The sequence below is a fragment of the Nonomuraea sp. NPDC049378 genome, assembly GCF_055586745.1.
Map to the genome: position 1 here is coordinate 167298 of NZ_JBVJHP010000009.1, position 23571 is coordinate 190868.

Genomic DNA, 23571 nt, shown 5'->3' on the forward strand with positions numbered 1-23571 from the left:
CTCTTCAAGCAACCCCCGAGAGGGGGGGTGCGCGACGCCACCAACCCCGCGCGTCTTCCCCCCCCCCCCCCCCCCCCGGGCCGCGCGGGCGGCCAGCTTGGTGCGCTGCGACAGCCCGGCCTGGAACTCCTCCCACAACGTGAGGTAGAGGTCGGCCTTGCCGGAGAAGTGGTGGTAGAGGCTGCCCACGCTGGCCTCCGCCCTGGCCACCACGTCGGTCACGCCCGCCTCCGCGAAGCCCTTGGAGACGAAGACCTCCCTGGCTGCGGCCAGCAGCGAGCTGCGTGTGGCCGCGCCCCGCTCGGACGTGCGCGACTGGGCCACCACGTTTTCCACATCGCTCATTCGGATCTCCTCCACGGCGAGGCGCCATCCTGCTCCACGGCGGAGGCGGGACCTCCGGCGCGGGACCCGTTCTCCGGCAGGCAGAACGACCAGTCGAAGCTTACCGAGGCCGCCTTCTCCCCGCTTCTGGGCAGAGGAGCAATGTCGACAGGGCAGATTATCCCGCCCTGAGCGGGAATATGGCGGCAACTACGATCGACGTAGAGGTTCCACGAGGAGGCCACGCATCATGTCCGACGAGACGTCCGTACCGGCCCAGCTCGCCACGGGCGAGCACGCCCCCGATCGCAACCTGGCGATGGAGCTCGTCCGGGTCACGGAGGCCGCCGCGATGGCGGCGGCCCGCTGGGTCGGCCGGGGAGACAAGAACGGCGCCGACGGCGCGGCGGTGAATGCCATGCGCCAGCTGATCAACACGGTGTCGATGAACGGCGTGGTGGTCATCGGCGAGGGCGAGAAGGACCACGCCCCGATGTTGTTCAACGGCGAGCAGGTCGGCGCCGGCAGCGGCCCGGCCTGCGACGTGGCCGTCGACCCCATCGACGGCACCAGGCTGACGGCGCTGGGCATGCCCGACGCGGTGTCGGTGATCGCCGTGAGCGAGCGCGGCTCGATGTACGACCCGTCCGCGGTGTTCTACATGGAGAAGCTGGTCACCGGCCCCGAGGCGGCCGGCGTGGTCGACATCGAGGCCCCCGTGTCCGCGAACATCAACGCGGTGGCCAAGGCCAAGCACTGCTCGCCGTCCGACGTGACCGTGGTGGTGCTCGACCGGCCCAGGCATGAGCGGCTGGTCAAGGAGATCAGGGAGACGGGCGCGCGGATCAAGTTCATCACCGACGGTGACGTGGCCGGCGCGATCATGGCGGCCCGTTCCGGTACGAACATCGACCTGATGCTGGGCATCGGGGGCACGCCCGAGGGCATCGTGGCGGCGTGCGCGCTCAAGTGCCTGGGCGGCGTGATCCAGGGCCGGCTCTGGCCCCGCGACGACGCCGAGCGGAGCAGGGCGGTCGACGCCGGGCACGATCTCGGCCAGGTGCTCACCACCAACGACCTGGTCAGGTCGGACGACGTGTTCTTCGCGGCGACCGGCATCACGCACGGCGAGCTCATGCAGGGCGTGCGGTTCAGGGCCGGCTCGGCGGTGACGGAATCGCTGGTCATGCGAGGCCGGTCGGGGACGATCCGCAAGATCGAGAGCGAGCACCAGCTCTGGAAGCTGCGCGCGTACAGCGCGATCAACTTCGACACCGCGGGCTGAGGCGGCGGGCCCGGCGCCGATGGGGCGCGGTCAGCGGCGGCGCTTGCGGCGGGGTGGCTCCTTGACCTTGACCTCGCCGGCGAAGTTGGTCGTGCGCACCTCGACGACGGGCCCGCCCGGCTCCGTCGGCTGCTTGGTCAGCCGGACGGTCTTGTCCCTGGCGACCCTGATCACCTCGAGCCCTTCGGGCACGTGGATCTCCAGCCCGCCGAAGACGAGGGTGGCGTTGATGATGATCCGCCGGTTCTGCAGGATCGCGTCACGGAAGTCGAGTTTGGTCGTGCCGAACATGGCCGTCACGGCGAGCTCGGCGGGCACGACCCAGCGCCCGCCGCGCTGCTCCTTCTTGAAGATGGCCGACACCGGACGGTCGTCGAGGTTGAGCGGCTGGTCCTCGGCGGGCAGCAGGTCGGCGGTGAGCGAGGCCAGCTCGCCGAGCGTGCGCGAGGAGTAGAGCACGCCGAGCCGTTCCTCCAGCTCCTCCAGGGAGAGCCGGCCGTCGGCGTGGGCGTCCTGGAGGACCTGGGCGATGCGCTCCCGGTCGGCGTCGGACGCGCGTAGCTCGTGCGGCTGCGGTGCGTCGCCGGACGCCGGCGGGCGGCGGGCCGACACCCACTCCTCGGCCAGCCGCTCTCCCACTTCCTGCAGCTTGGGCAACCACGATCCAGCGCGTTCGTTCACACTTCTGACGATATCTGGCGCTCGCTGGATGCGCTCGTCCCGAACCGGTCCGCGTCAGCCGATTCGCGCCGGGAAGGCGACGATCTCCCCGGCCAGGTCCTCGTTCGTCTCGGCGTGGCGGAAGGCGGCGCCCCGGGGGCGAGCCGCGAGAAGTTCGCCCCGCGCGGAATCCGTGCGCGCCCCCGGCCGTTGATCAGGCGTAGGAGGTGTGTGCGCGTGCATCAACCGGCGCGGTGGGGTCTCGGCGCGGCAGGCGCGGGCATTGCGGTCATCCTCGGCCTGGAGGTGTCCAGCCTCGACGAGATGAACCCGATCAGGCGGACCATCAGCGAGCACGGCCTGGGCCCCGACGGCTGGATCTTCGGGTTCGCCGTGGGTCTGCTGGCGGCGGGGTCCGTGGGCATCGGGGTGTCCCTGGCGCGCAGGAAGCTGGCCGGTCTTCTCGGCACCGTGGCGCTCATGGGGTGGAGCGTCGGCCTGCTCATGACGGCCTGGTTCGAGAAGCACGACTGGTCGGTGGGGCCGAGCGTGAGCGGGAGCATCCACCGGGTGGGCAGTTTCTTGGCCTTCCTGTGCCTGCCGCTCGCGGTCGTGCTCATCGCCGGGCCGTGGCGGCGCCGCGAGCGGTCGCGGGCCACGCTGGTGGCGTTCGGGCTCGGGGTCTGCTCGGTGTTGTGGGTGGTGGGCATCGGCACGGTGGTGTTCGTCGGCACGCGCAACGGCCTGCCGTGGTATCGGGTCATGCCTCTCGGGCTGGTGGAGCGCGGCCTGGCCGTCACGGAGGTGGCGGCGCTGCTGGCGCTCGGCGTGTGGGCGGCCACTCCGGGGAACCGGTCGCTGAAATCCGGTCTGCGTGCTGGCGGAACGGCTGGTTCTGCGGCTAACCTGACTCCGCCTCACGTTTGATCCACCCCCCGATCAGGAGGCCGCCGTGCCGTCCTCGCGTGATCGCCAGGCCCGGCTCGCCACGTACGTCGTCTACGCCGTGCAGGGCCTGTCGTTCGCCTCGCTCCTCATCCAGGTCGCCGCCCTGCAGGACAAGCACGAGCTCGACGAGGGCACGCTGACGCTCCTCCTGCTGATCGTTCCCGTCTTCGCGGGGGTCGGCAGCGTGGCGGCGGGGGCGTTCGCCGCCCGCCACGGCAGCAGGGTCCTGCTGCGGGCCGCCCAGCCGGTGGTGGCCGCCGCCGTGGTGCTGGCCGGGGTCGCGCCGAGCGTGCCGCTGCTGGTGCCGGTGCTGCTGGTGTTCGGCCTGGCCGTGGGCGCGGTCGACGCGGGCATCAACATGCAGGGCGTGGCGGTCGAGCGCAGGTACGGCGTCCAGGTGCTCAACGGCTTCCACTGCGTGTGGAGCGCGTTCGGCATGGCCGGAGCGTTATGGGCGTCGGTGGCCGCCGATCTCCCGCTGCCGCTCATCATGGCGATCCCGATGGTGTTCGCGCTGGCCGGCTCCCTCTACGCGGGCCCCGGCCTGTGCGCGCCGGACGAGGAGAAGGCCGCGGCCACCCCAGGGACCACCCCCGGCCGTTTCCCCTGGCGGCCGATCGTGCCCCTCTGCCTGGCCATGGGCTTCCTGTACGTCGGCGACGCCGCCGTGTCCAACTTCAACACCGTGTTCATGAAGGACGTGCTGGCGGCGGGCCCGCGCGTGATCCCGCTGGCCTACGTGGCCTACCAGGCGACCACGCTGGCCGTCAGGCTCGGCGGCGACCTCGCCGTCCGCAGGTACGGCCCCGCCGCCATCGTCAGGATCGGCGGCGTGATCGCCACCGCCGGTTTCCTCGGCGTCGTCCTGGCCCCGAACCAGCCGCTCGGCATCGCGGCGTTCGGGCTGACCGGGGTCGGGCTGTCGGTGGTGGCGCCGCAGTCGTTCTCGGCGGCCGGCCGGCTCGACCCGTCGGGCACCGGGGTCGCCATCGCCAGGGTGAACCTCTTCAACTACGTCGGCTTCATCGTGGGCGCGGCCCTGGTGGGCGGCATCGCGGACGCCGCGGACATGCGGGCGGCGTTCGCCGCGCCGCTGGTGCTGGCGGCCGCGATCATCGTGCTCGCGCCCGGCTTCGAACCCAGGAGCCGCACCGGTCAGCCCGCGCCCACCACCCCGTCGAGGTAGACGAGGCTCCGCCGCACGTCCTCGACCGGCCGGTCGTCAGGGCCGGACAGGATGACGTCCTGCTCCATGACGTACCAGCCGTCGTAGCCGCTCCTGGTCAGGCCGGTGATGATGGCCTCGATGTCCACGTCGCCCTGGCCGAGCGGGCGGTAGACGCCCTCGCGCACCGCCTGCGTGTAGGGCAGCGTCCCGGCGGCGACCCGGGCGGCGAGGCGGGCGTCGACGTCCTTGAGATGCACGTGCGCTATCCGCGACGCCGCCGCCTCGACCAGGGCGGCCGGGTCGGTGCCGCCGACCAGCAGGTGACCGGTGTCCAGGCAGAGCGGCACCGAGCTGCCCTCCAGCACCCGCTCGACCTCGGCCCGGCTCTCGACCATGGTGCCCACGTGCGGGTGCAGGACCGCTCGGGGGCCGAGCGCGGCGGCGATCCGGTCGAGGTTGCCCAGCAGCGTGGCCCAGCCGGCGGCGTCGAGCTCGGGGCGCGTGTCGTAGCCGTCGTCGCCCGTGGCGGCGGCCAGCACGAGCAGCCCGTCCTCCGGCAGGCCCGGCAGCGGGTCGTGGCCCGGGTCGTGGAGCACGACGGGCACGAAGGCGCCGGCCAGGCGCAGGCCGTACCGCTCGATGAGACCGGGCGTCAGGAAACCCTGAGGGCCCAGCTCGGTCGCGGTGAGGCCGAGCTCGCACATCTCGGACAACACCCGGTCGGGCGGAAGTTGGTGGCCCCAGCCGGGGACCTCGCACACGCCCCACGAGATGGGCGCTCCCGCGAGCTTCATCACCGCACCTCCGCCACGTCGACGGGACGGCCTTCGCGCAACGACAGGTCGGCGGCCTCGGCGATGTACAGGGCCTCCAAGGCGTCCTCGATCGAGCAGAGGCCCTGGCCGCCGCGGAGGAAGCAGTCGATCTCGTCGCGGTACGCGGTCGCGAAGCGGGTCACGAAGTCGGGCCAGGGATCGTCCGGTTCCCGCTTGCCCTCGGTCGTGTGGAGCGGGGCGCGCGGGCCGAGCCCCACCGCCTGGGTGCGGCGGGTGCCCGCGAGTTCCATGCGCACGTCGTACCCGCCGCCGTTGTAGCGCGAGCCCTGCAGGGTGGCCAGCGTGCCGTCGTCCAGCGTGAGCAGCGCGGCGCTGGTGTCCACGTCGCCCGCCTCGGCGAAGAACGCGGCGCCGCGGTTGGCGCCCCGCGCGTAGACGGACACCACCTCGCGGCCGGTCACCCAGCGCAGGGCGTCGAAGTCGTGGACGTGGCAGTCGCGGAAGATGCCCCCGGACAGCGGGATGTACGCGGCGGGCGGCGGCGCGGGGTCGGCCGTGACCAGGTGGACCCGGTGCAGCTCCCCCAGCTCGCCGTCGCGCACGGCCCCCGCGGCGGCCGCGTACCCGGGGTCGAACCGGCGCTGGAACCCGACGTGCACCCGGTTGCCCGCGCGCGCCTCCAGCACCTTGACGGTCTCGGCCACCGTGCCCGCGACCGGCTTCTCGCAGAACACCGGGATGCCGAGTGCGCAGGCTCGGACGATCAGCTCGGCGTGGGTGCTGGTCGGGGTGGCGATGACCACGGCGTCCGACTCGAAGGGGTCTCCTGGCCTGCCGTACGGGGACGTCCGCACGGGATCGGCCACGATCAGCTCGTCCACCAGCGGATGGGCGGCCATGGTCGCGGCGTGGAAGGCCCCGATCCGGCCCAGCCCGAACAGTCCCACACGCATGAACGTCTCCCGTCCCCGCCGGAGCCTCCGCCCAGGCGGATATGAAACCTTTAATCCATAGCATGTCCTGACATACTTACTTTTAAGCCTCGGACGGCCTCGGCGGCCTTGTGACCGGGCAGCCGCGCGAACCCCACCACCACCGCCGGCTTCCCTGGCGACCGGCGCATGGGGCCCACAGGCTCGGCGGACAACCCCAGCTCCCGCGCCACCCGCGCCGTCCGCGGCTCGTCCCAGCCGTCCGGCAACTCCAGGTAGACGTGCAGGCCCGCGTCGATGCCCCTGACGCTGATCTCGGGAAGCTCGCGGGCCAGCGCCCTGACCAGGGAGTCCCTGCGGCGGCGGTATTCCCTGCGCATGCGGCGCAGGTGCTTGTCGTAGCCGCCGGTGCGCAGGAAGTGCGCCAGCGCGTACTGCTCGATGACCGGCGAGCCCAGGTCGAGCTCGCCCCTGGCCCGGCGCACGTCCTCGGCCAGGTCGGGCGGCGCGGCCACCCAGCCCAGGCGCAGGCCGGGCGCGAGCGCCTTGCTGACGCTGCCCGAAAGGATCACGCGGTCGGGCGCCAGGCCCTGCAGGCAGCCGACGGGGTCGCGGTCGAAGCGGAACTCGGCGTCGTAGTCGTCCTCCAGGATCACCCGGTCGCCCACGTGGACCCACTCCATCAGCGCGGCCCTGCGGGACGGGGAGAGCACCACACCGGTCGGGAACTGGTGGGCCGGCGTCACCAGCACCGCGTCACCGCTCAAGCTGCGCACGTCGAGGCCCTCCTCGTCCACGGGCACCGGGACGAGGTGCGCGCCCGCTCTCCTGAGCAGGGGCGCCTGGCGGTGGCTCGTCGGGTCCTCCACGGCGAGCCGGAGCGCGCGCCGCCGGGACAGCACGTGGAGCACGAGACTCAGCCCCTGCGCCACGCCGCCGACGATGATGAGGTTCTCCGGGCGCGCGTCGGCCGCCCTGACCCTCCTGAGGTAGCCGGCCAGCTCTTCCCGCAACTCAGGCACGCCGCCAGGGTCCCCGTAGTCGAGGGCGTCCGAGGGTACGGTGGCCAGGACGTGCCTGACCGCCGCGAGCCAGCGTTCACGGGGGAAGTGGCCCAGGTCAGGAGAGGTGGGACGATGACCGTAGTACGGCGCGGGGGTGTCCGAGGCGGGCCGGGCCGGCGTCGCCGCACGCTGCCAGGGTGCTGCTCCGGCGGCCGGCGCCGGGGTGACCCGGGTGCCGACGCCCACGTGGGAGACCAGGAACCCTTCGGCGACGAGTTGCTCGTACGCCTCCACCACCACGCCCCTGGAGACCTGGAGGTCGGTGGCGAGCTCGCGGGTCGCGGGCAGGCGGGTGCCGGGGGCGAGCCGGCTGCCCCTGATGGCATCGCGCAGTTCGGAGGCGATCTGACCAGCGATCCCTCCATGGTCTCGATCTATCTGGATGTGGAGATCTGCCATATTGGTCCTCTGCCCCAGCGCGGTATTGGACTGTTTTCCCGAACCATCGTTCTCCTAGCATCCCGCACATGAGACACGGCATCGTGGGCGCGGCCTCCGCCATGTTCCTGGTCGGGACGCTGGCGGGCGTCTCCGGCCTCATCGGCGACTACCCCATCTACGGCGGGCAGGCGGTGCGCTACCTCGTGGCCGCCGTCATCCTGCTCGTCATCACGCGAATACTCGGCCTGCGCCTCCTCCGGCTGACGCTGCGGGAGGGCCTGTGCCTCGCCGGGCTCACCCTGCTCGGTCTGGTGGTCTTCAACGTCTGCGTGATCGAGTCCACCAACGATTCCGGGCCCGCGCTGGTCGGCACCATCCTGGGCACCGTGCCGCTCTGGCTCGCGCTGGCCGGCGGGCGGCCCGCGCCACGGGTGCTCGTCGGAGCGTGCGTGGTGGTGGCAGGGGCGACCCTGGCCACCGGCCTCGGCAGCGGCAACCTGCCCGGCCTGCTCTGGGCCCTCGGCGCGCTCGTGGGCGAGCTGAGCTTCTCCCTGCTGGCCATCCCCCTGCTGCCGAAGCTGGGCGCGATCAGGGTGGCGGCGTACTCGACGGCGCTCGCGGTGCCCATGCTGGCCCTGGTCGGGCTGGCCTACGAAGGGCCCGACATGGTGCGTACGCCGACCGTGGCCGAAGGGCTGGGGCTGGCCTACCTGGCGATCGTGGTGACCGTCGGAGCCTTCTTCCTGTGGTATTCCGCGCTGCCCCGGCTGGGCCCCGGGCTGGCCGGGCTGTTCGCCGGTCTCATCCCGGTCGGCGCGATCGTCACGGGGGCGGTGCTCGGGATCGCCATGCCGACGGCGTACGACCTGCTCGGAGCCGGGCTGGTGATCGCCGGCATCACGCTCGGCCTCACCGCGGGCCGGTCGCGGGCGCGAGCGCAGGCGGCCGTCTCCGAGGCGTGAAGCCCGGGTCACCCGTTAACCTCTTGGGTGACCGAAAGGATGGACATGGGCGAGTTCGACTACACCGACCTGCTGCCGCTGGGAGCCGACGAGACCGAATATCGGCTGATCACCACGGAGGGGGTGCGGAAGGTCGAGGCGGCCGGGCGTACGTTCCTCGAGGTCGAGCCGGAGGCGCTGCGGCTGCTGACCGAGACGGCGATCCACGACATCTCCCATTTCCTGCGAACCTCCCACCTCGCCCAGCTGCGCAAGATCGTCGATGACCCCGAGTCCAGCGGCAACGACCGCTTCGTCGCGCTCGACCTGCTGAAGAACGCCTCCATCTCGGCCGGCGGCGTGCTCCCCATGTGCCAGGACACCGGCACCGCGATCGTCATGGGCAAGCGCGGGCGCCACGTGCTGACCGACGGGCGCGACGCCGAGCACGTCTCGCGGGGCGTCTACGACGCCTACACCCGGCTCAACCTGCGTTACTCCCAGATGGCTCCGCTGAGCATGTGGGAGGAGAAGAACACCGGCGACAACCTGCCCGCCCAGATCGAGCTGTACGCCGAGGACCCCCACGGCCACCCCGACGAGTACAAACTGCTGTTCATGGCCAAGGGCGGCGGCTCGGCCAACAAGTCGTTCCTGTACCAGGAGACCAAGGCCGTGCTCAACGAGAAGCGCATGCTGGCCTTCCTGGAGGAGAAGATCCGCTCGCTGGGAACGGCCGCCTGCCCTCCCTACCATCTGGCGATCGTCGTCGGCGGCACGTCCGCCGAATACGCGCTCAAGACCGCCAAATACGCCAGCGCCCGCTACCTCGACTCGATCCCCACCGAGGGTTCGCCGTCCGGGCACGGTTTCCGGGACCTCGAGATGGAGGCCAAGGTCTTCGAGCTGACCCAGAAGCTGGGCATCGGGGCGCAGTTCGGCGGCAAGTACTTCTGCCACGACGTGCGCGTCATCCGCCTGCCCAGGCACGGCGCCTCCTGCCCCGTGGCCATCGCCGTGTCCTGCTCCGCCGACCGGCAGGCGCTGGCCAAGATCACGCCGGAGGGCGTGTTCCTGGAGCAGTTGGAGACCGACCCGGCGCGGTTCCTGCCGGAGACCACCGACGAGCACCTCTCGGACGACGTGGTCCAGGTCGACCTCAACCGGCCCATGCCCGAGATCCTCGCCCAGCTGACGAAATTTCCGGTCAAGACGCGGCTTTCCCTCACTGGACCGCTCGTGGTCGCCCGCGACATCGCCCACGCCAAGATCGCCGAACTGCTCGACAACGGCGGCGAGATGCCGGAATACCTCAAGAACCACGCCGTCTACTACGCCGGGCCGGCCAAGACCCCCGACGGTTACGCCTCCGGCTCGTTCGGGCCGACGACGGCCGGGCGCATGGACTCGTACGTCGGGCGTTTCCAGGCGGCCGGCGGGTCGATGGTGATGCTGGCCAAGGGCAACCGGTCCAAGCAGGTCACCGAGGCGTGCGAGCAGCACGGCGGCTTCTATCTCGGCTCCATCGGCGGCCCCGCGGCCAGGCTGGCGCAGGACTGCATCAAGAAGGTCGAGCTGCTCGAATATCCCGAGCTCGGGATGGAGGCCGTGTGGAAGATCGAGGTGGTCGACTTCCCCGCGTTCATCGTCGTGGACGACAAGGGCGACGACTTCTTCACCGACAGGACGGGCCCGGTCCTGTCCATCGGCCGCCGCTGACGGCGGCGAGGGGTTCCGCGCGGGGGGTCGCCGGCGGGCGGATGCCGGCGACCGCGGGGCGCCGGCGGCCCGGGGGGTTGAGGAGCCGCGGTCAGGCGCCGGCGGGTGCCTGGCGCGGCGGCTCCGGCCGGAGGTGGGCGGTCACGCGGCCACCGGTGCCCGGTGCGGTGCCACGACGGAGCCGTCGGGCAGCAGCAGGCCGGTGTCGTCGAACAGCACGACGCCGTTGCAGAGCAGGCTCCACCCCTGGTCAGGGTGGGAAGCGATCACGTGCGACGCCTCACGGTCGGGCGAGTCGGCACTGGGGCAAACGGGGTGGTGACTGCACATCGCGCACCTCTCAGATAGCGCTCCTGGTCGTGGTCTCAATAGGGCAGCAGGCGCCCGGACGGCGTGCGAAGGTCCAGGCCGGTTCCGGCCGGCTTCTTCGGCCGGCGGCGAACCTGGGTCTGGCGCATCTCCATCACGTCCTTCAACGATCTGGCATCGGTGGGAGGACTTCGGCCTGTGCCTCCAGTCTGACGCTCGGCTCCGACATTTCCGGTGGCCCAGGACTTGGCCCTCCCTCATGGCTTTACCATGCCCCCGCCCGCTTTCGGGACCCTTACAACCCGCTGACGGCGCCCCCTAGACGCCCGTAAGCGAGCGAGTTGACCGGCTGACATTCCCTCCCAGGCATCATCCGCCGATATCGGCGACAAGAGTGTGCCGATGGGCACACTTACCCCGGCGAGCTGCGCGAACACGCTTCCCGCAGCGGATGATCTCGTCGGTGGGCGCCGCTCGCCGGCCCTTCGAGTGTGAGGAGGCGGGCTGGGCAGAGAGTCACGCCGCCCGACGCGGACCGGACCGTCGACGCCGGCGAGACGAGGACGAGAGCGAGGAACTGCGAGCTCGGCCGTTCACGGCGGAGAAGCCGGCTATCGGAACGTGCACGTCGAGAAACTGTGGGGCCTCATCAACAGGGATGACGTGGACCACGAGGTTTGCCGACGTGACGAGTCAGGCCACTTGACTTAACTTCGCAACATTTTATCGGCCACGCCTCTACTGGTCGGTTTACACAAATAGGTAAGCTGCCAGGCATGCGTGCGCCCTCCGGTTACCTACTCGCCGCGCGCTACCGGCTCATGGAGCCGGTTGGTCGTGGCGGCATGGGCACCGTTTGGCGGGCGCATGACGAGCTGCTCGACCGCGACGTGGCGGTCAAGGAAGTACGCCTGCCGACCGTGCTCGATGAGGAGTTGCGCGCCGAGTTGTGCGCCCGCACGGAGCGCGAGGGCAGGGCGACCGCCATGGTCACCCACCCCTCGGTCATCACCGTGTTCGACGTGGTCACCGAGGACGACCGGCCATGGATCGTGATGGAGCTGCTCCGTGCCAGGTCTCTGGAGCAGCTCATCCAGGAGCGCGGGCCGCTCCCCCCGCGCAGGGCCGCCGAGATCGGCCGGCAGATCCTCGGCGCGCTGCGCGCGGTGCACGCGAAAGGCATCCTCCACCGCGACGTCAAGCCGAGCAACGTGCTCGTGACCGAGGACCGCGCGGTGCTCACCGACTTCGGCCTGGCCGCACTCGAAGGTGACGTTTCCATTACCCAGGCGGGCATCGTGTTGGGGTCCGCCGGTTACATCGCGCCGGAGCGGGTGCTCGGCTCCAAGGCCAGCCCCGCGGGCGATCTGTGGTCGCTCGGGGCGACCCTCTACACCGCCGTCGAGGGCAGGGGCCTGCACGGCCGCCGTACGGCCGCCGCCGCGCTCGCGGCGCTGACCAGCGGCGAGCCGATCCCGATGAGCAAGGCCGGCCCGCTGGCCCCCGTGCTCGACGCGCTCCTGCGGATCGACCCGCAGACCAGGCTCGACTCCGTACGCGCCTCGCTGATGCTGGCCAGGGTGGCCGCGGGAGGCTCGGCGGAGGAGCCGCTGACCCCGCGCAAGCCCAGATCCGCACGCCCGGTGCCGGCCCTCACGCCGCCGTCTTTCACACGCAGGCCCGCGCATCGCGGGCTGCACCGCGCCGAGACCCAGACCGTCACCGTGCCCGCGCCGAGGCAGGAACGCAAACCCGGCGAGGGTGTGCACAGGAAGCGCGTTGAAGCGCGGCCGTCGCCGTCGGCTTATGCCCGTTTGAAAGCGACGGTGATAAAGTTGTGCCTTCCTCGGCGGTTCTGGCCAAGAGAACTTCGCAAGCGAGGGTAAAGCACTTCCCAAGCGAGAATCGATATCTTCTTCTCATGCCGGAACAGCAGACACGCCTGCTCGCGGAGCGCTACGAGCTCATCACCCCGCTCGGCCGGGGCACCATGGGCACCGTGTGGCGCGCACGCGACCGCGCGCTCGGGCGCGAGGTGGCGGTCAAGGAGATCCGCCAGGACCCGGTGCTCACCGAGGAACAACGGACGGAGCTGCGCGAACGCATGGTCCGCGAGGGCCGCATCGCCTCCCGGATCAACCACCCGTCCGTGGCCTCCATCCACGACGTGATCATCCACGACGACAGCCCGTGGATCATCATGGAGCTCATCGAGGCCCGCTCGCTGGAGCAGGTGATCGACGAGGAGGGTCCGCTGCCGCCCCGGCTCGTGGCCGAGATCGGCGTCGACCTGCTCGGCGCGCTGCGCGCCGCGCACGCCCAGGGCATCACCCACCGCGACGTCAAGCCCGCCAACGTGCTCATCACCGAGAGCGGGCGCGTGGTGCTGACCGACTTCGGCATCGCCAAGGCCGAGGGCGACTCCCGGCTCACGAAGACGGGCATGGTGATCGGCTCCCCCGGTTACACCGCCCCGGAACGTGCCAGGGGCGACTACACCGGGCCCGAGTCCGACATCTGGGCGCTCGGGGCCACGCTCTACTTCGCGGTCGAGGGGCGGCCGGCGTACGAACGGTCCACGGTCGCTGAGACGCTGGCGGCACTGCTCACCGAGAGCGCCGACCCGCCCACGCAGGCGGGGCGGCTCCGTCCCGTGCTGAACGGGCTGCTGAACAAGGACTATCGGCAGCGTCTCGGCGCTGCCAAGGCGGAGACCCTGCTGCGCATGGTCGCCGACACCCCCACGAGCGAGATGCCGGTGCTCACGGCCGAGGCTCTTAAGGCGCAGGAGGCCGCTTTGCCCGATCCGTTCACTGCCCAGAAGACCCCCGCCGACCAGGCGCCCGGCCCTGGTGGCCAGGGTGCCGGCCCGGGCGGGCGCGGGCCAGGACACGCGCCTGGCGGACCGGGAGCGCCCCAGGGCCAGGGCGGCCCCGGCCAGGGTCCGGGGGGTCACGGGCAGCGTCCCGGGGGGCCCGGGCAAGCTCCTGGAGGGGTCGGGCAGGGACCTGGGGGATCCGGGCAGGGACCTGGGGGATCCGGGCAGGGACCTGGGGGATCCGGGCAGGGTCCCGGAGGCCCCGCGTACGGGCCGGGCGGTCCGGCGCCGCGGGGGGCGTTCAGCGGGCCGGGTGGGACCGGCGGACCGGGGCAGGGCCACTCCGGCCCGTCCACGCCAGGTCCGAACGCCTTCACCACACCCGGTCCGGGGCAAGGCGCGCCGGGTCCGCAGGGCGCCTTCGGCGGCCCAGGACACGAGCAGGGCCGCTCCGGGCAAGGACCGGGCGGGTCCGGAGCACCTGGGCAGGGCCCCGGTGCCACAAATCCGATGGGCGGCAGGCCCGGCCCGGCACCGGGCGCGGGTGGCGGTCCCGGCGGTCCCGGCGGTCCCGGCGGAAGGCAGGGCGCTGGCGGACCCGGTGGCCAGGGACCCGGCGGCCCAGGGAACGGCCCCGGCGGACAAGGACCCGGCGGGCCCGGCGGCCCAGGAAACGGCCCCGGCGGGCAAGGCCAGGGCGGACCCGGGCCCGGTGGCCAGGGACCCGGCGGGCAGGGACCCCGAGCGCAGGGCCCCGGAGCACAGGGACCCGGTGGGCAAGGACCCGGTGGGCAAGGACCCGGCGGTCACGGGCCCGGGAACCAGGGTCCCGGAGGGCAGGGGAACGGGCCTGGCGGGCAGGGGCCCGGGAACCAGGGGCCTGGCGGGCAGGGGGCCGGGCCGTACGGGGCCGGAGCGCCGGTGCGGAGTTCCAACGCGCCCACCGTTCCGCAGAGCATCGGGCGCCCGCAGGGTGAGCAGCGCCTGGGTGCGCAGGGGAACACCGCGGGCGGCGCCGGGCCGCAGGGCGGTGCGCCCGGGACCGCGTCCCCCGAGGCGGGGTTCGATCCGGAGCGCACGGTCAGCATCTCGCGGCCCAAGGGCCCCTTCCCCTCGGCTCCCGAGCAGGGCACGCCGCCCCCGGGGCAGGGTGACGAGGGCGCGTTCATGACCACGCGCATCCCGAAGGGCGGGTCGCCGGGCCAGCAGGTCTACCCGCCGACCGACCAGGAGCCCGGCTCGCGGCAGCAGCCGCCGGTGCCGCAGGGCAGGGGGTCCGCAGGGGGGCAGGGCGGGCTGGGCACCGACCTGTTCGCCATCGCCGGCCAGCCGGAGCAGCGATCCGAGGGCAACCGCAACGGCATGCTGGTGCTCATGGCGGTCGCCGCCGCCGCGGCCGTGGTGATCGCCATCCTGATCGTGGCCCTCATCTCGAGCTGAACGTGGGGCGCTTCCCGGCGGCCCCGGATCCGTGAGCCAGACTGAAGTCATGAGCGAGTTCAGGATCGAACATGACTCGATGGGCGAGGTTCGTGTGCCCGCGGGAGCACGGTGGCGCGCGCAGACCCAGCGGGCGGTGGAGAATTTCCCGGTTTCCGGGCGGCCGATCGAGCCGTCCCACATCGCCGCGCTGGCCCTGATCAAGGCCGTGGCGGCGGAGGTCAACGGCGAGCTCGGCGTGATCGAGAAGGACATGGCCGAGGCGATCGCGCAGGCCGCCGCCGACGTGGCCGAGAACGAGCACGACGCCCACTTCCCGATCGACGTCTTCCAGACCGGCTCGGGCACCTCGTCCAACATGAACGCCAACGAGGTGATCGCGACGCTCGCCGAGGAGCGGCTGGGCCGGCCCGTGCACCCCAACGACCACGTGAACGCCTCCCAGTCGTCCAACGACGTCTTCCCCACGTCGATCCACGTGGCGGCGGCGACCGAGGTGACCTACCACCTGCTGCCCTCGCTGCGGCATCTGGCGGAGGCGCTGCGGGCGAAGGCGATCGAGTTCGAGGGCGTGGTGAAGTCGGGGCGCACCCATCTGATGGACGCGACCCCGGTGACGCTGGGCCAGGAGTTCGGGGGGTACGCCACGCAGATCGAGCACGGTGTCGTACGCGTCACCGCGGCTCTGGAGCACGTGCTGGAGCTGCCTCTGGGCGGCACCGCCGTGGGCACGGGCATCAACACCCCCGCCGGGTTCGCCCAGGTGGCGATCGAGAAGTTGCGCGAGGCGACCGGCATCCCGTTCCTGGAGGCCAGGGACCATTTCGAGGCCCAGAGCGCGCAGGACTCGATCGTCGAGCTGTCAGGGCAGCTCAAGGTGGTCGCCGTCTCGCTGAACAAGATCGCGAACGATCTCCGCTGGATGGGCTCCGGCCCGCGCGCCGGGCTCGGCGAGATCAACCTGCCCGACCTGCAGCCCGGCTCGTCCATCATGCCGGGCAAGGTCAACCCGGTCATCCCCGAGGCCGCGGGCATGGTCGCGGCGCAGGTCATCGGCAACGACGCGGCGATCACGTTCGCCGGCGCGTCAGGGAACTTCGAGCTGAACGTGCAGCTGCCGGTCATCGCCCGCAACGTGCTGGAGTCGGTCAGGTTGCTGGGCAACGTCTCGCGGCTGCTCGCCGACCGCTGCGTGTCCGGCATCACGGCGAACGTGGAGCGCCTGCGCGAGTACGCCGAGTCGTCCCCGTCGATCGTCACCCCTCTGAACCGGTACGTCGGTTACGAGGAGGCGGCCAAGATCGCCAAGCAGGCGCTGGCGGAGCGGAAGACGATCCGCGAGGTCGTCATCGAGCGCGGCCACGTGGCCGACGGCACCCTGACGGAGGAGCAGCTGGACGCCGCGCTCGACGTTCTGTCGATGACCCGTCCCTAGGACGGCCGCGCCCGCTGCGTGGCCTGCGCCCAGCGGGTGAGCAGGGCCGCGGCGGCGCCGGAGTCGACGGCGTCGGCGGCCCGCTTGCGGGCGGCGGCGAGGGCGGCGGTGAGCTCGGCGGCCGGCGGCACCCCGCCGGCGGCGACCACGGCGGCGGCCGCGTTGATCAGCACGACGTCTCGTACGGGGCCCGGCTCTCCCGCGAGGACGGCGCGGGCCACCGCCGCGTTGTGCCGGGCGTCGCCGCCGCGCAGGTCGTCAGGGCGAGCCCGCGGGATCGACAGGTCGGCGGGGTCGAAGGCGGTCCGCGTCACCGTGCCGCGCCGTACGACCCAGATCGTCGAAGGGCCGCACGTGGTGAGCTCGTCGAGCCCGTCGTCGCCGCGGAAGACGAGGGACGAGCCGCCGCGTTCGGCCAGGACGCCCGCGATGACCGGCGCCATCGCCGGGTGGAAGACGCCGACAGCCTGAGCGGCGGGCAGTGCGGGGTTGGTGAGCGGGGCCAGGAAGTTGAAGACCGTCGGCACGCCCAGCTCGCGGCGCGGTCCGGAGGTGCGTTTCAGCGCCGGGTTGAACGCCGGCGCGAAGCAGAACGTGATGCCCACCTCCTCCGCGATCGCGACCACGGCGCCGGGCGGCAGGTCGACGACCACGCCGAGCTCTTCCAGGACGTCCGCGGCGCCGGCCATGGAGGAGGCGGCCCGACCTCCGTGCTTGACCACCTTCGCGCCCGCGGCGGCGGCCACGACGGCGGCCATGGTGGAGATGTTGACGGTGTTGGCGCGGTCGCCGCCGGTGCCGACGAGGTCGACCGGGTCGCCGGACACCCTGATGGCGGCCGATCGCGACAGCATGCCGTCGGCCAGCCCTGACACCTCCGCCACGCTCTCGCCCTTGGCCCGCAGCGCCACGGCGAGCGCGGCGATCTGCGCGTCCGTGGCCGCGCCCGACATGATCTGGTCCATGGCCCAGGCGGCCTGGCGCGAGGTGAGTGACACGCCGTCGAGCAGCAGGGTGAGCAGCTGCGGCCAGGTGGTGGCCCCAGTCGTCTGCCCAGTCGTCTGCCCGGTTGTCTGCCCGGTTGTCTGCCCGGTTGTCTGCCCGGTTGTCTGCCCGGTTGTCTGCGCGGTCGCGGTGCCGGGCGTGGTGGTGCCGGTCATGGTGAGCGTCCCTTTTCGTCAGTGCTCGACGGGGGCGCGTGCGACATGAGTGCGGCCACCTCGTCGAGGCGGCCGTGTGCGTATGCGCTGGAAGGTCCGCCTAGGAGGCGGGCCACCACAGGAACGAATACGCGATCATGCGATCCAACATAGCAGACCTCGTCGGCCACATAAGACGACACTGTTCTATGTCTCATGCACCCATGCGCCTGGGCGCGGCGAGCGCCTAAGGTAAAGGGATATGGCGAAGGAGCTGACGGGGCGGACCGCGCTGGTCACGGGTGCGGGCGGCGGCATCGGGGCGGCCTGCGCCCGGCGGCTGGCCGCGGCGGGAGCCAGGGTGCTGGTCGTCGATCTGCGGGCCGAGCCCGCCAAGGAGGTCGCCGACGAGATCGGCGGCGTGGCCGTCGTGGCCGATCTGAGCGAGCCCGGCTTCGTGGCCGCGCTGCCCGGCGAGCCCGTCGACATCGTGGTCAACAACGCGGGGTTCCAGCACGTCGCGCCGGTCGAGGAGTTTCCGCCGGAGGTGTTCTCGGCGATGCTCAGGGTCATGGTCGAGGCGCCGTTCCTGATCGCGCGCGAGGTGCTGCCCGGCATGTACGCCAGGGGCTGGGGCCGGTTCGTGAACATCTCGTCCGTCCACGGGTTGCGGGCCTCCCCGTACAAATCGGCCTACACCGTGGCCAAGCACGGGCTGGAGGGCTTCTCCAAGGTGGTCGCGCTCGAAGGGGCGGCCCATGGGGTGACCTCGACGTGCGTCTGCCCCGCCTACGTCCGCACCGGGCTGGTCGAGGCGCAGATCGCCGACCAGGCCAGGGTGCACGGCATCGCGCCCGACGAGGTGGTGACGGACATCATGCTCCAGCCGGCCGCGATCAAGCGGCTGATCGAGCCGGAGGAGGTGGCCGAGCTGGTCGCCTACCTGTGCGGGCCCGGCGGGGCGTTCATCACCGGCGTGTCGCTCCCCGTGGACGGCGGCTGGACGGCCAGGTGACCGGCGCCACCTTCCTCGAACTGCTGGCCAGGGAGGCGTCGGCGGTCGAGTTCGAGGGTCCGATCATCGCGGCGAGGGCCGCGGGCGCGGACCCGGCCACGATCGTGGAGCTCGAACAGGCCAAGGTCGAGGCGCTGAAGGTGCGCGACCTGCTCAAGAGGCGCGCCAGGCGGGAGGCCGAGCTGTCGGCGCTGTACGACACGGCCGGCGACCTGGCCGCGCTGCGCGACCTCGACGCCGTGCTCGAGGCCATCGTGCACCGGGCGAGGCAGTTGCTGGCCACCGACATCGCGTACATGACGCTGCACGATCCAGACCGGGGCGACACGTACATGCGGGTCACCGACGGGTCGATCTCGGCGAAGTTCCGTGCGCTGCGGCTGGCCATGGGGTCGGGTCTGGGCGGCCTGGTGGCGCAGACGGCGGTCCCGTACTCGACGGCCGACTATTTCGCCGACGCGAGGTTCCGGCACAAGGACGACATCGACGAGGCCGTCACGGAGGAGGGCCTGGTCGCGATCCTGGGCGTGCCGCTGCGGCTGGGGCAGCGGGTGATCGGCGTGCTGATGGCGGCCAACCGCAGCGCGCGGCCGTTCCACCAGGAGGAGGTGTCGCTGCTGGCCAGCCTGGCGGCGCACGCCGCGGTGGCCATCGACAACGCCAGGCTGCTGCAGGAGACGAGGAACGCGCTGGAGGAGCTCTCGCAGGCCCACCGGACGGCGAGGGCGCACGGTGAGGCCGTGGAGCGGGCCGCGCTGGCGCACGACAGGATGACCTCGCTGGTGCTGCGCGGCGGCGGGATCGAGGACGTCGCGGCGGTGGTGACCGACGTGCTCGGCGGCTCGCTGGCGGTGCTGGACGACCTGGGCCGGGCGCTCACCGGAGACGTCGGGGAGCTCGACCAGGAGGTGTTCGAGGCCGCGCAGGCGTCGAGGGCGCTGGGCCGTACCGTGCGCAGGGGCGACCTGCTGATCGCGTCGGTGGACGTCGGCGGCGAGCCGCTGTGCACGCTGGTCCTGCGCAGCGACGACGCCGACGAGCGAATCCTGGAGCGGGCGGCCCTCGTGTGCGCGCTGCTGCTGCTGTTCCGCCGGAGCGTGGCGGAGGCCGAGGGGCGGGTCAGGGGCGAGCTGCTCGACGACCTGATCGCGCGGCCCGGCTCCCCCGGGCTGGCCGACCGGGCGCACCGGCTCGGCGTCGATCTCGGCGCGCCGCACGTCGTCGTGGTGGCCAAGCACGCGGGGCAGCGCGAACGGGCCGCGTTCTGGGCGTCGTCGCAGGCCACGATGCGGCACGGGCTGGCCGCCGGGCGCGGCGACGAGGTCGTGCTGCTGCTGCCGGGCGCCGACGCGGGCGGCGCCGCGCAGCGGGTGGCCGCCGAGCTGAGCGCGTCCCTGCAGAGCCCGGCCACGGCGGGCGCGTCCGCCATGCCGGGTGAGGGCAGGGAGCCGCCCGGGGCTCAGCACGTCGCCAGGGCCTACCAGGAGGCGCGGCGGTGCGCGGAGGCGCTCATCGCGCTCGGCCGGGCGGGCGACGGCGCGAGCGCGGCCGAGCTGGGCTTCGTCGGCCTGCTCGTCGGCGACGGCCGTGACGTGCGCGGTTTCGTGGACTCGACGCTCGGCGCGGTGATCGAGTACGACGCTCGCAGGGGCACCGCGCTCGTCGACACGTTGTCCGCCTACTTCGGCTCGGGCGGGTCACCATCGCGTACGGCCGAGGCCATGCACATCCACGTCAACACCGTCACGCAGCGGCTCGACCGGGTCGGCAAGCTGCTCGGCGAGGGCTGGATGGAGCCGGGACGCGCGCTCGAGATCCAGCTCGCGCTCCGCTTGCACCGGCTCGGCCACACATCGACCACGTAGACTGTAGGTTCCGACGCCATATGAGTGACGCCGGTCACTCCCTACCGTGACCGGCATGGCCACTTCCATCAAAAAGGTCGTCGCCGCGAGCCTGGTCGGCACCACCATCGAGTGGTACGACTTCTTCCTCTACGGCTCGGCAGCCGCCCTCGTGTTCAATCAGCTCTTCTTCCCCGGCTCCGATCCACTGACCGGCACCCTGCTGGCGTTCCTCACCTACGCCGTCGGGTTCGTCGCCCGCCCGCTCGGCGGCCTGGTCTTCGGCCATTACGGCGACCGGCTGGGCCGCAAGACGCTGCTGGTCGTCAGCCTGCTGATGATGGGCACGGCGACGTTCCTGATCGGCTGCCTGCCGACGTACGAGACCCTAGGCCCGGCCGCGGCGCTGCTGCTGACGGGGCTGCGCCTGGTGCAGGGCTTCGCACTCGGGGGCGAGTGGGGCGGCGCGGTGCTGATCGTCTCCGAGCACGGCGACAACAAGCGGCGCGGCTTCTGGGCGTCGTGGCCGCAGGCCGGCGCCCCCGGCGGCAACCTGCTGGCCACCGGCGTGCTGGCGGCGCTGGCCGCCTGGCAGTCGGACGAGGCGTTCCTGTCGTGGGGCTGGCGGGTGCCGTTCCTGCTGTCGGGCGCGCTGGTGCTGGTCGGGTTGTGGATCCGGCTGTCGATCAGCGAGTCGCCGGTGTTCCAGCAGGCCGAGCCGGAGGAACGGGCGCCGATCGTGGGCGTGCTCCGCCACCACTGGAAGGACGTGATCATCGCGATCGGCGCCCGCCTGGCGGAGAACATCTCCTTCTACCTCCTGACCGTCTTCGTCATCACGTACGCCAAGCAGATGCAGATCGACAATTCCACGGTGCTGACCGCGGTGCTGATCGCCTCGGCCATCCATTTCGCGACGATCCCGATGTGGGGCGCGTTGTCCGACCGCGTCGGCCGCCGCCCCACCTACCTGGCGGGCGCCGCCGGGATCGGGGTGTGGATCTTCGCGTTCTTCCCGCTCGTGGACACGGGCAACTTCCTGGCGATCACCCTCGCCGTCACCGTCGGCCTGCTCTTCCACGGCATGATGTACGGCCCGCAGGCGGCCTTCTTCTCGGAGCTGTTCGCCACGAGGACGCGCTACACCGGCGTGTCCATCGGGGCGCAGCTCTCGGCGATCGTGGCCGGCGCGCTGGCGCCGATCATCGCGGTCGCGCTGCTGCGAGAGTACGCGAGCAGCGTGCCGATCTCGGTCTACCTCGGCCTGGCGGCGGTGCTCACCCTCGTCTCCGTCTACGCCGCGCGCGAGACCCGGGGCAGCGACCTGGCCGAGCCCAGGCCGCAGGGCAGGGTCACTCCTTGAGGTACCGGTGGCCGCCCGCGCGCGCCAGCCGGACCATGTGGCGCGCGCCGGGCAGCCGCCGGCCGATCCGGTGCAGCAGCGTGTCGCGGCCCATGGGCGAGCGGCGCTCGGGGTCGGCCGCGGCGGCCGGGCGCACCTCGACCCGGCCCCTGCGCATCTCCAGCGCGAACCTGAGCCCGAACTCCCCGTCCGACGAGCGCAGCGACGACAACCAGGTGCCGGGGCCGAAGTGGTCGTCTTCCGGCATGATGCGCTTGACCGGCAGCTTGGCCACGAGCTGCCCGGCGAACCTGCCCGGCACGCCGGCTTCGACCAGCGCGGGAGCGCACACCTCGCGGGCACGCCGCCCGGTGCTGCGCAGCACCAGCTCCAGCGGCGGCCCTCCGCTGGGCGGCACGTACGGCACCGGCAGGACGACGTACAGGTGGCCGTCGAGGTGCCTGACCGACACGCCAGGGGACACGAGGGCGATCGACTCCGAGAACGAACGCGGCTCGATGACCAGGCCCAGCTCACCCTGGTCGGTCCAGCACGGCACCACCAGCCGCATCCTGGGCCGCTGGGCCAGCACGCCCAGGCAGTTGAGCGGCCCCTTGGCGCGGCTGACGCGGCTCCTGGCCTGGTTGGCGCCGCCGAACATGCGTACGTGCACCTCCCACTGCCCCGGCCTGAGCGGTTCGCCGAGCGCGGCGCTGGTGACGTCGAGCCTGGCCTCGCCCTTGATCTGCACGCGGAAGCGGCGGCGGCCGTCCTGGACGCGCTCCACGTGCTGGGTCAGCGGCAGGAAGTGCACGAGCCCCGTCTCGGTGTGCCGGACGTAGACCTCGATGCGCGCCCGCTCGACCGCGTCCGTGACGTCGGTGACGCTCTCCGGCAGGCGTTTCGTGTCGATCGAGCGCGGCGGGATCCAGTGCAGGCGGTCGCCGTCGGCACGGTACCTGTCGGGTGTGCCGTCGCCGCCGTGCACCTCCACGGTCAGCCCGAGCACCAGGACCTGGGCGTCCCAGCGCACCTCGGTCAGGTCGGAGCGCAGGCCCGCCCGCCTGGTGGAGTTGGACAGGAGCACGATCTGGTCCAGGCGTCCCGTGCGCACGTACGCGGCCACCACGCGCATCTGAACGGGCAGGTAGATGTCGAGCCGCTCGGGGAAGCGCTGGAACACCAGCTCCTGGACCACCCGGAAGTGCATGCCGCGGTCGACGGATGAGTCGGCGAACTTGCTGGTCAGCAGCGGGCGCAGGACGACGGAGCGGAACCAGTGGGCGTACATGCGCTCGCGCTGGCGGCCCTCGCCGACGTAGGTGTCGATGTCGTCGAGCAGCGCGTGCAGTTCCTTCACGATCGCCCGCGGCTCGTCCTCGGCGACGGGGCGCCGCCCGAGGTGGCAGCAGACGTGCTCGGCCAGCACGGCGATGGACTTGGCGTGCAGGTACGCCCGCATCACGAACGCCTGCTCCCCCATCAGCCCGCCGGGCACGGGGAAGCCGAGCTCGTGCTGCTCCAGAAAGGTGCGCCGGTAGAGCTGCTGCGGCAGGAGCAGGGTGAGCAGCTTGTCGCGCAGGACGTCGGCGCGGGCGGTGCTGCGCTCGAACGCGGCCATCGGCGACCCGTAGTCGCGGACCAGCCGGCCGATCAGCACGTCGGCGTCGGTCTCCATCGCGCGGTCGTGCATGCGGGCGATCGCGTCACGTTCGAGGCGGTCGCCCTGGTCGAGAAAGTAGACGTAGTCGCCGGTGGCCGCGGCCAGGCCGACGTTTCGGCCGCGCATCGGCGTACCCGTGTGCGGCAGGTGCAGCGCGCGGACGTTGGGGCGGGCCGAGGCGATGGTGTCCAGCCGTTCCCCGATGCCGTCGGACGATCCGTCGTCGACGAAGATCACTTCGTAGTCGTCCGCGGGCATCGTCTGCTCCAGCGCGGAGCGGATGCACGCGTCGGCGGTATCACCCGGATTGCAGACAACGACGATCACACTGACCTTCACACCCATGCGGCCAGCGTGCGCCGATATAC

Annotated in this window: 19 protein-coding genes; 11 read left to right on the top strand and 8 right to left on the bottom strand. The window is 72.1% G+C overall.

All coding sequences use genetic code 11. The annotated features are described in order from the left end of the window. A partial coding sequence (locus ACZ6SA_RS20980; protein ID WP_465829689.1) for a TetR/AcrR family transcriptional regulator occupies positions 1–345 on the bottom strand: 345 nt, incomplete at its 3' end. Between the two features lie 229 nt (positions 346–574). Here ACZ6SA_RS20980 and glpX point away from each other — a divergent pair. After that, a complete protein-coding gene (glpX, locus tag ACZ6SA_RS20985) occupies positions 575–1609 on the top strand; it encodes a class II fructose-bisphosphatase (protein ID WP_443152333.1) in 1035 nt (344 codons plus the stop codon). A gap of 30 nt (positions 1610–1639) precedes the next feature. Here the strand turns inward: glpX and ACZ6SA_RS20990 are convergent, their stop codons facing one another. Beyond that, a complete protein-coding gene (locus ACZ6SA_RS20990; RefSeq protein ID WP_347646308.1) occupies positions 1640–2290 on the bottom strand; it encodes a DUF1707 SHOCT-like domain-containing protein in 651 nt (216 codons plus the stop codon). Between the two features lie 216 nt (positions 2291–2506). Between ACZ6SA_RS20990 and ACZ6SA_RS20995 the strand changes: the two genes are divergently transcribed. Further along, on the top strand, positions 2507–3196 hold the full coding sequence (locus ACZ6SA_RS20995; RefSeq protein ID WP_465829692.1) for a DUF998 domain-containing protein: 690 nt from the start codon (positions 2507–2509) through the stop codon (positions 3194–3196). A 25-nt stretch (positions 3197–3221) separates the two neighbouring features. Next, complete coding sequence (locus tag ACZ6SA_RS21000; protein WP_465829694.1) at positions 3222–4403, top strand: MFS transporter; 1182 nt, start codon at positions 3222–3224, stop codon at positions 4401–4403. Here the strand turns inward: ACZ6SA_RS21000 and ACZ6SA_RS21005 are convergent. From ACZ6SA_RS21005 to pdxR, 3 genes are read right to left on the bottom strand one after another with little or no spacing between them, the layout of a single operon-like run. Further along, entirely contained in the window at positions 4373–5179 is an 807-nt protein-coding gene (locus ACZ6SA_RS21005) for a TIM barrel protein (RefSeq protein ID WP_465829696.1), read from the bottom strand. The two genes, ACZ6SA_RS21000 and ACZ6SA_RS21005, sit on opposite strands and share 31 nt — an antisense overlap. Further along, positions 5179–6114: a Gfo/Idh/MocA family protein gene (locus ACZ6SA_RS21010; protein ID WP_465829698.1), complete on the bottom strand. Its 936-nt coding sequence runs from the start codon at positions 6112–6114 to the stop codon at positions 5179–5181. Before ACZ6SA_RS21010 ends, ACZ6SA_RS21005 begins: the two co-directional genes overlap by 1 nt. Positions 6115–6164: 50 nt before the next feature. Then, positions 6165–7556, bottom strand: a complete 1392-nt coding sequence (gene pdxR, locus ACZ6SA_RS21015; protein WP_465829700.1) for a MocR-like pyridoxine biosynthesis transcription factor PdxR — start codon at positions 7554–7556, stop codon at positions 6165–6167. 68 nt (positions 7557–7624) lie between these two features. Here pdxR and ACZ6SA_RS21020 point away from each other — a divergent pair, with 68 nt between their 5' ends. After that, positions 7625–8500 carry a DMT family transporter gene (locus tag ACZ6SA_RS21020; RefSeq protein ID WP_347646302.1) on the top strand — a complete coding sequence of 292 codons (876 nt, stop codon included), beginning with the start codon at positions 7625–7627 and terminating at the stop codon, positions 8498–8500. A 45-nt stretch (positions 8501–8545) separates the two neighbouring features. After that, positions 8546–10198, top strand: a complete 1653-nt coding sequence (locus ACZ6SA_RS21025; RefSeq protein ID WP_465829991.1) for a fumarate hydratase — start codon at positions 8546–8548, stop codon at positions 10196–10198. 141 nt (positions 10199–10339) lie between these two features. Here the strand turns inward: ACZ6SA_RS21025 and ACZ6SA_RS21030 are convergent, their stop codons facing one another. Beyond that, positions 10340–10528, bottom strand: a complete 189-nt coding sequence (locus tag ACZ6SA_RS21030; protein WP_347623292.1) for a DUF5999 family protein — start codon at positions 10526–10528, stop codon at positions 10340–10342. 755 nt (positions 10529–11283) lie between these two features. Here ACZ6SA_RS21030 and ACZ6SA_RS21035 point away from each other — a divergent pair. Genes ACZ6SA_RS21035 through ACZ6SA_RS21045 form a run of 3 tightly spaced genes read left to right on the top strand, consistent with a single transcriptional unit; the run spans position 11284 to position 16200 of the window. Further along, positions 11284–12393, top strand: a complete 1110-nt coding sequence (locus ACZ6SA_RS21035) for a serine/threonine-protein kinase (RefSeq protein ID WP_443152325.1) — start codon at positions 11284–11286, stop codon at positions 12391–12393. A gap of 35 nt (positions 12394–12428) precedes the next feature. Beyond that, on the top strand, positions 12429–14765 hold the full coding sequence (locus ACZ6SA_RS21040) for a serine/threonine-protein kinase (protein WP_465829703.1): 2337 nt from the start codon (positions 12429–12431) through the stop codon (positions 14763–14765). A 49-nt stretch (positions 14766–14814) separates the two neighbouring features. Then, positions 14815–16200, top strand: coding sequence for a class II fumarate hydratase (locus ACZ6SA_RS21045; protein ID WP_443152323.1), 1386 nt, complete (start codon positions 14815–14817; stop codon positions 16198–16200). Here the strand turns inward: ACZ6SA_RS21045 and trpD are convergent. Beyond that, positions 16197–17360, bottom strand: coding sequence for an anthranilate phosphoribosyltransferase (gene trpD, locus ACZ6SA_RS21050; protein WP_465829705.1), 1164 nt, complete (start codon positions 17358–17360; stop codon positions 16197–16199). The genes ACZ6SA_RS21045 and trpD overlap by 4 nt on opposite strands. A gap of 241 nt (positions 17361–17601) precedes the next feature. Here trpD and ACZ6SA_RS21055 point away from each other — a divergent pair, with 241 nt between their 5' ends. The 3 genes from ACZ6SA_RS21055 to ACZ6SA_RS21065 are packed head-to-tail and all read left to right on the top strand — an operon-like array spanning position 17602 to position 21561. Further along, a complete protein-coding gene (locus ACZ6SA_RS21055; RefSeq protein ID WP_443152321.1) occupies positions 17602–18354 on the top strand; it encodes a 3-hydroxybutyrate dehydrogenase in 753 nt (250 codons plus the stop codon). Continuing rightward, a complete protein-coding gene (locus ACZ6SA_RS21060) occupies positions 18351–20219 on the top strand; it encodes a helix-turn-helix domain-containing protein (RefSeq protein WP_465829707.1) in 1869 nt (622 codons plus the stop codon). Before ACZ6SA_RS21055 ends, ACZ6SA_RS21060 begins: the two co-directional genes overlap by 4 nt. Before the next feature lie 55 nt (positions 20220–20274). Continuing rightward, positions 20275–21561 (top strand): MFS transporter, encoded by a 1287-nt coding sequence (locus ACZ6SA_RS21065; RefSeq protein ID WP_465829709.1) that lies wholly within the window; start codon positions 20275–20277, stop codon positions 21559–21561. On the opposite strand, the gene ACZ6SA_RS21070 is transcribed toward ACZ6SA_RS21065, so the two are convergent. After that, a complete protein-coding gene (locus ACZ6SA_RS21070; RefSeq protein WP_465829711.1) occupies positions 21551–23548 on the bottom strand; it encodes a glycosyltransferase family 2 protein in 1998 nt (665 codons plus the stop codon). The two genes, ACZ6SA_RS21065 and ACZ6SA_RS21070, sit on opposite strands and share 11 nt — an antisense overlap. Positions 23549–23571: the final 23 nt, after the last annotated feature.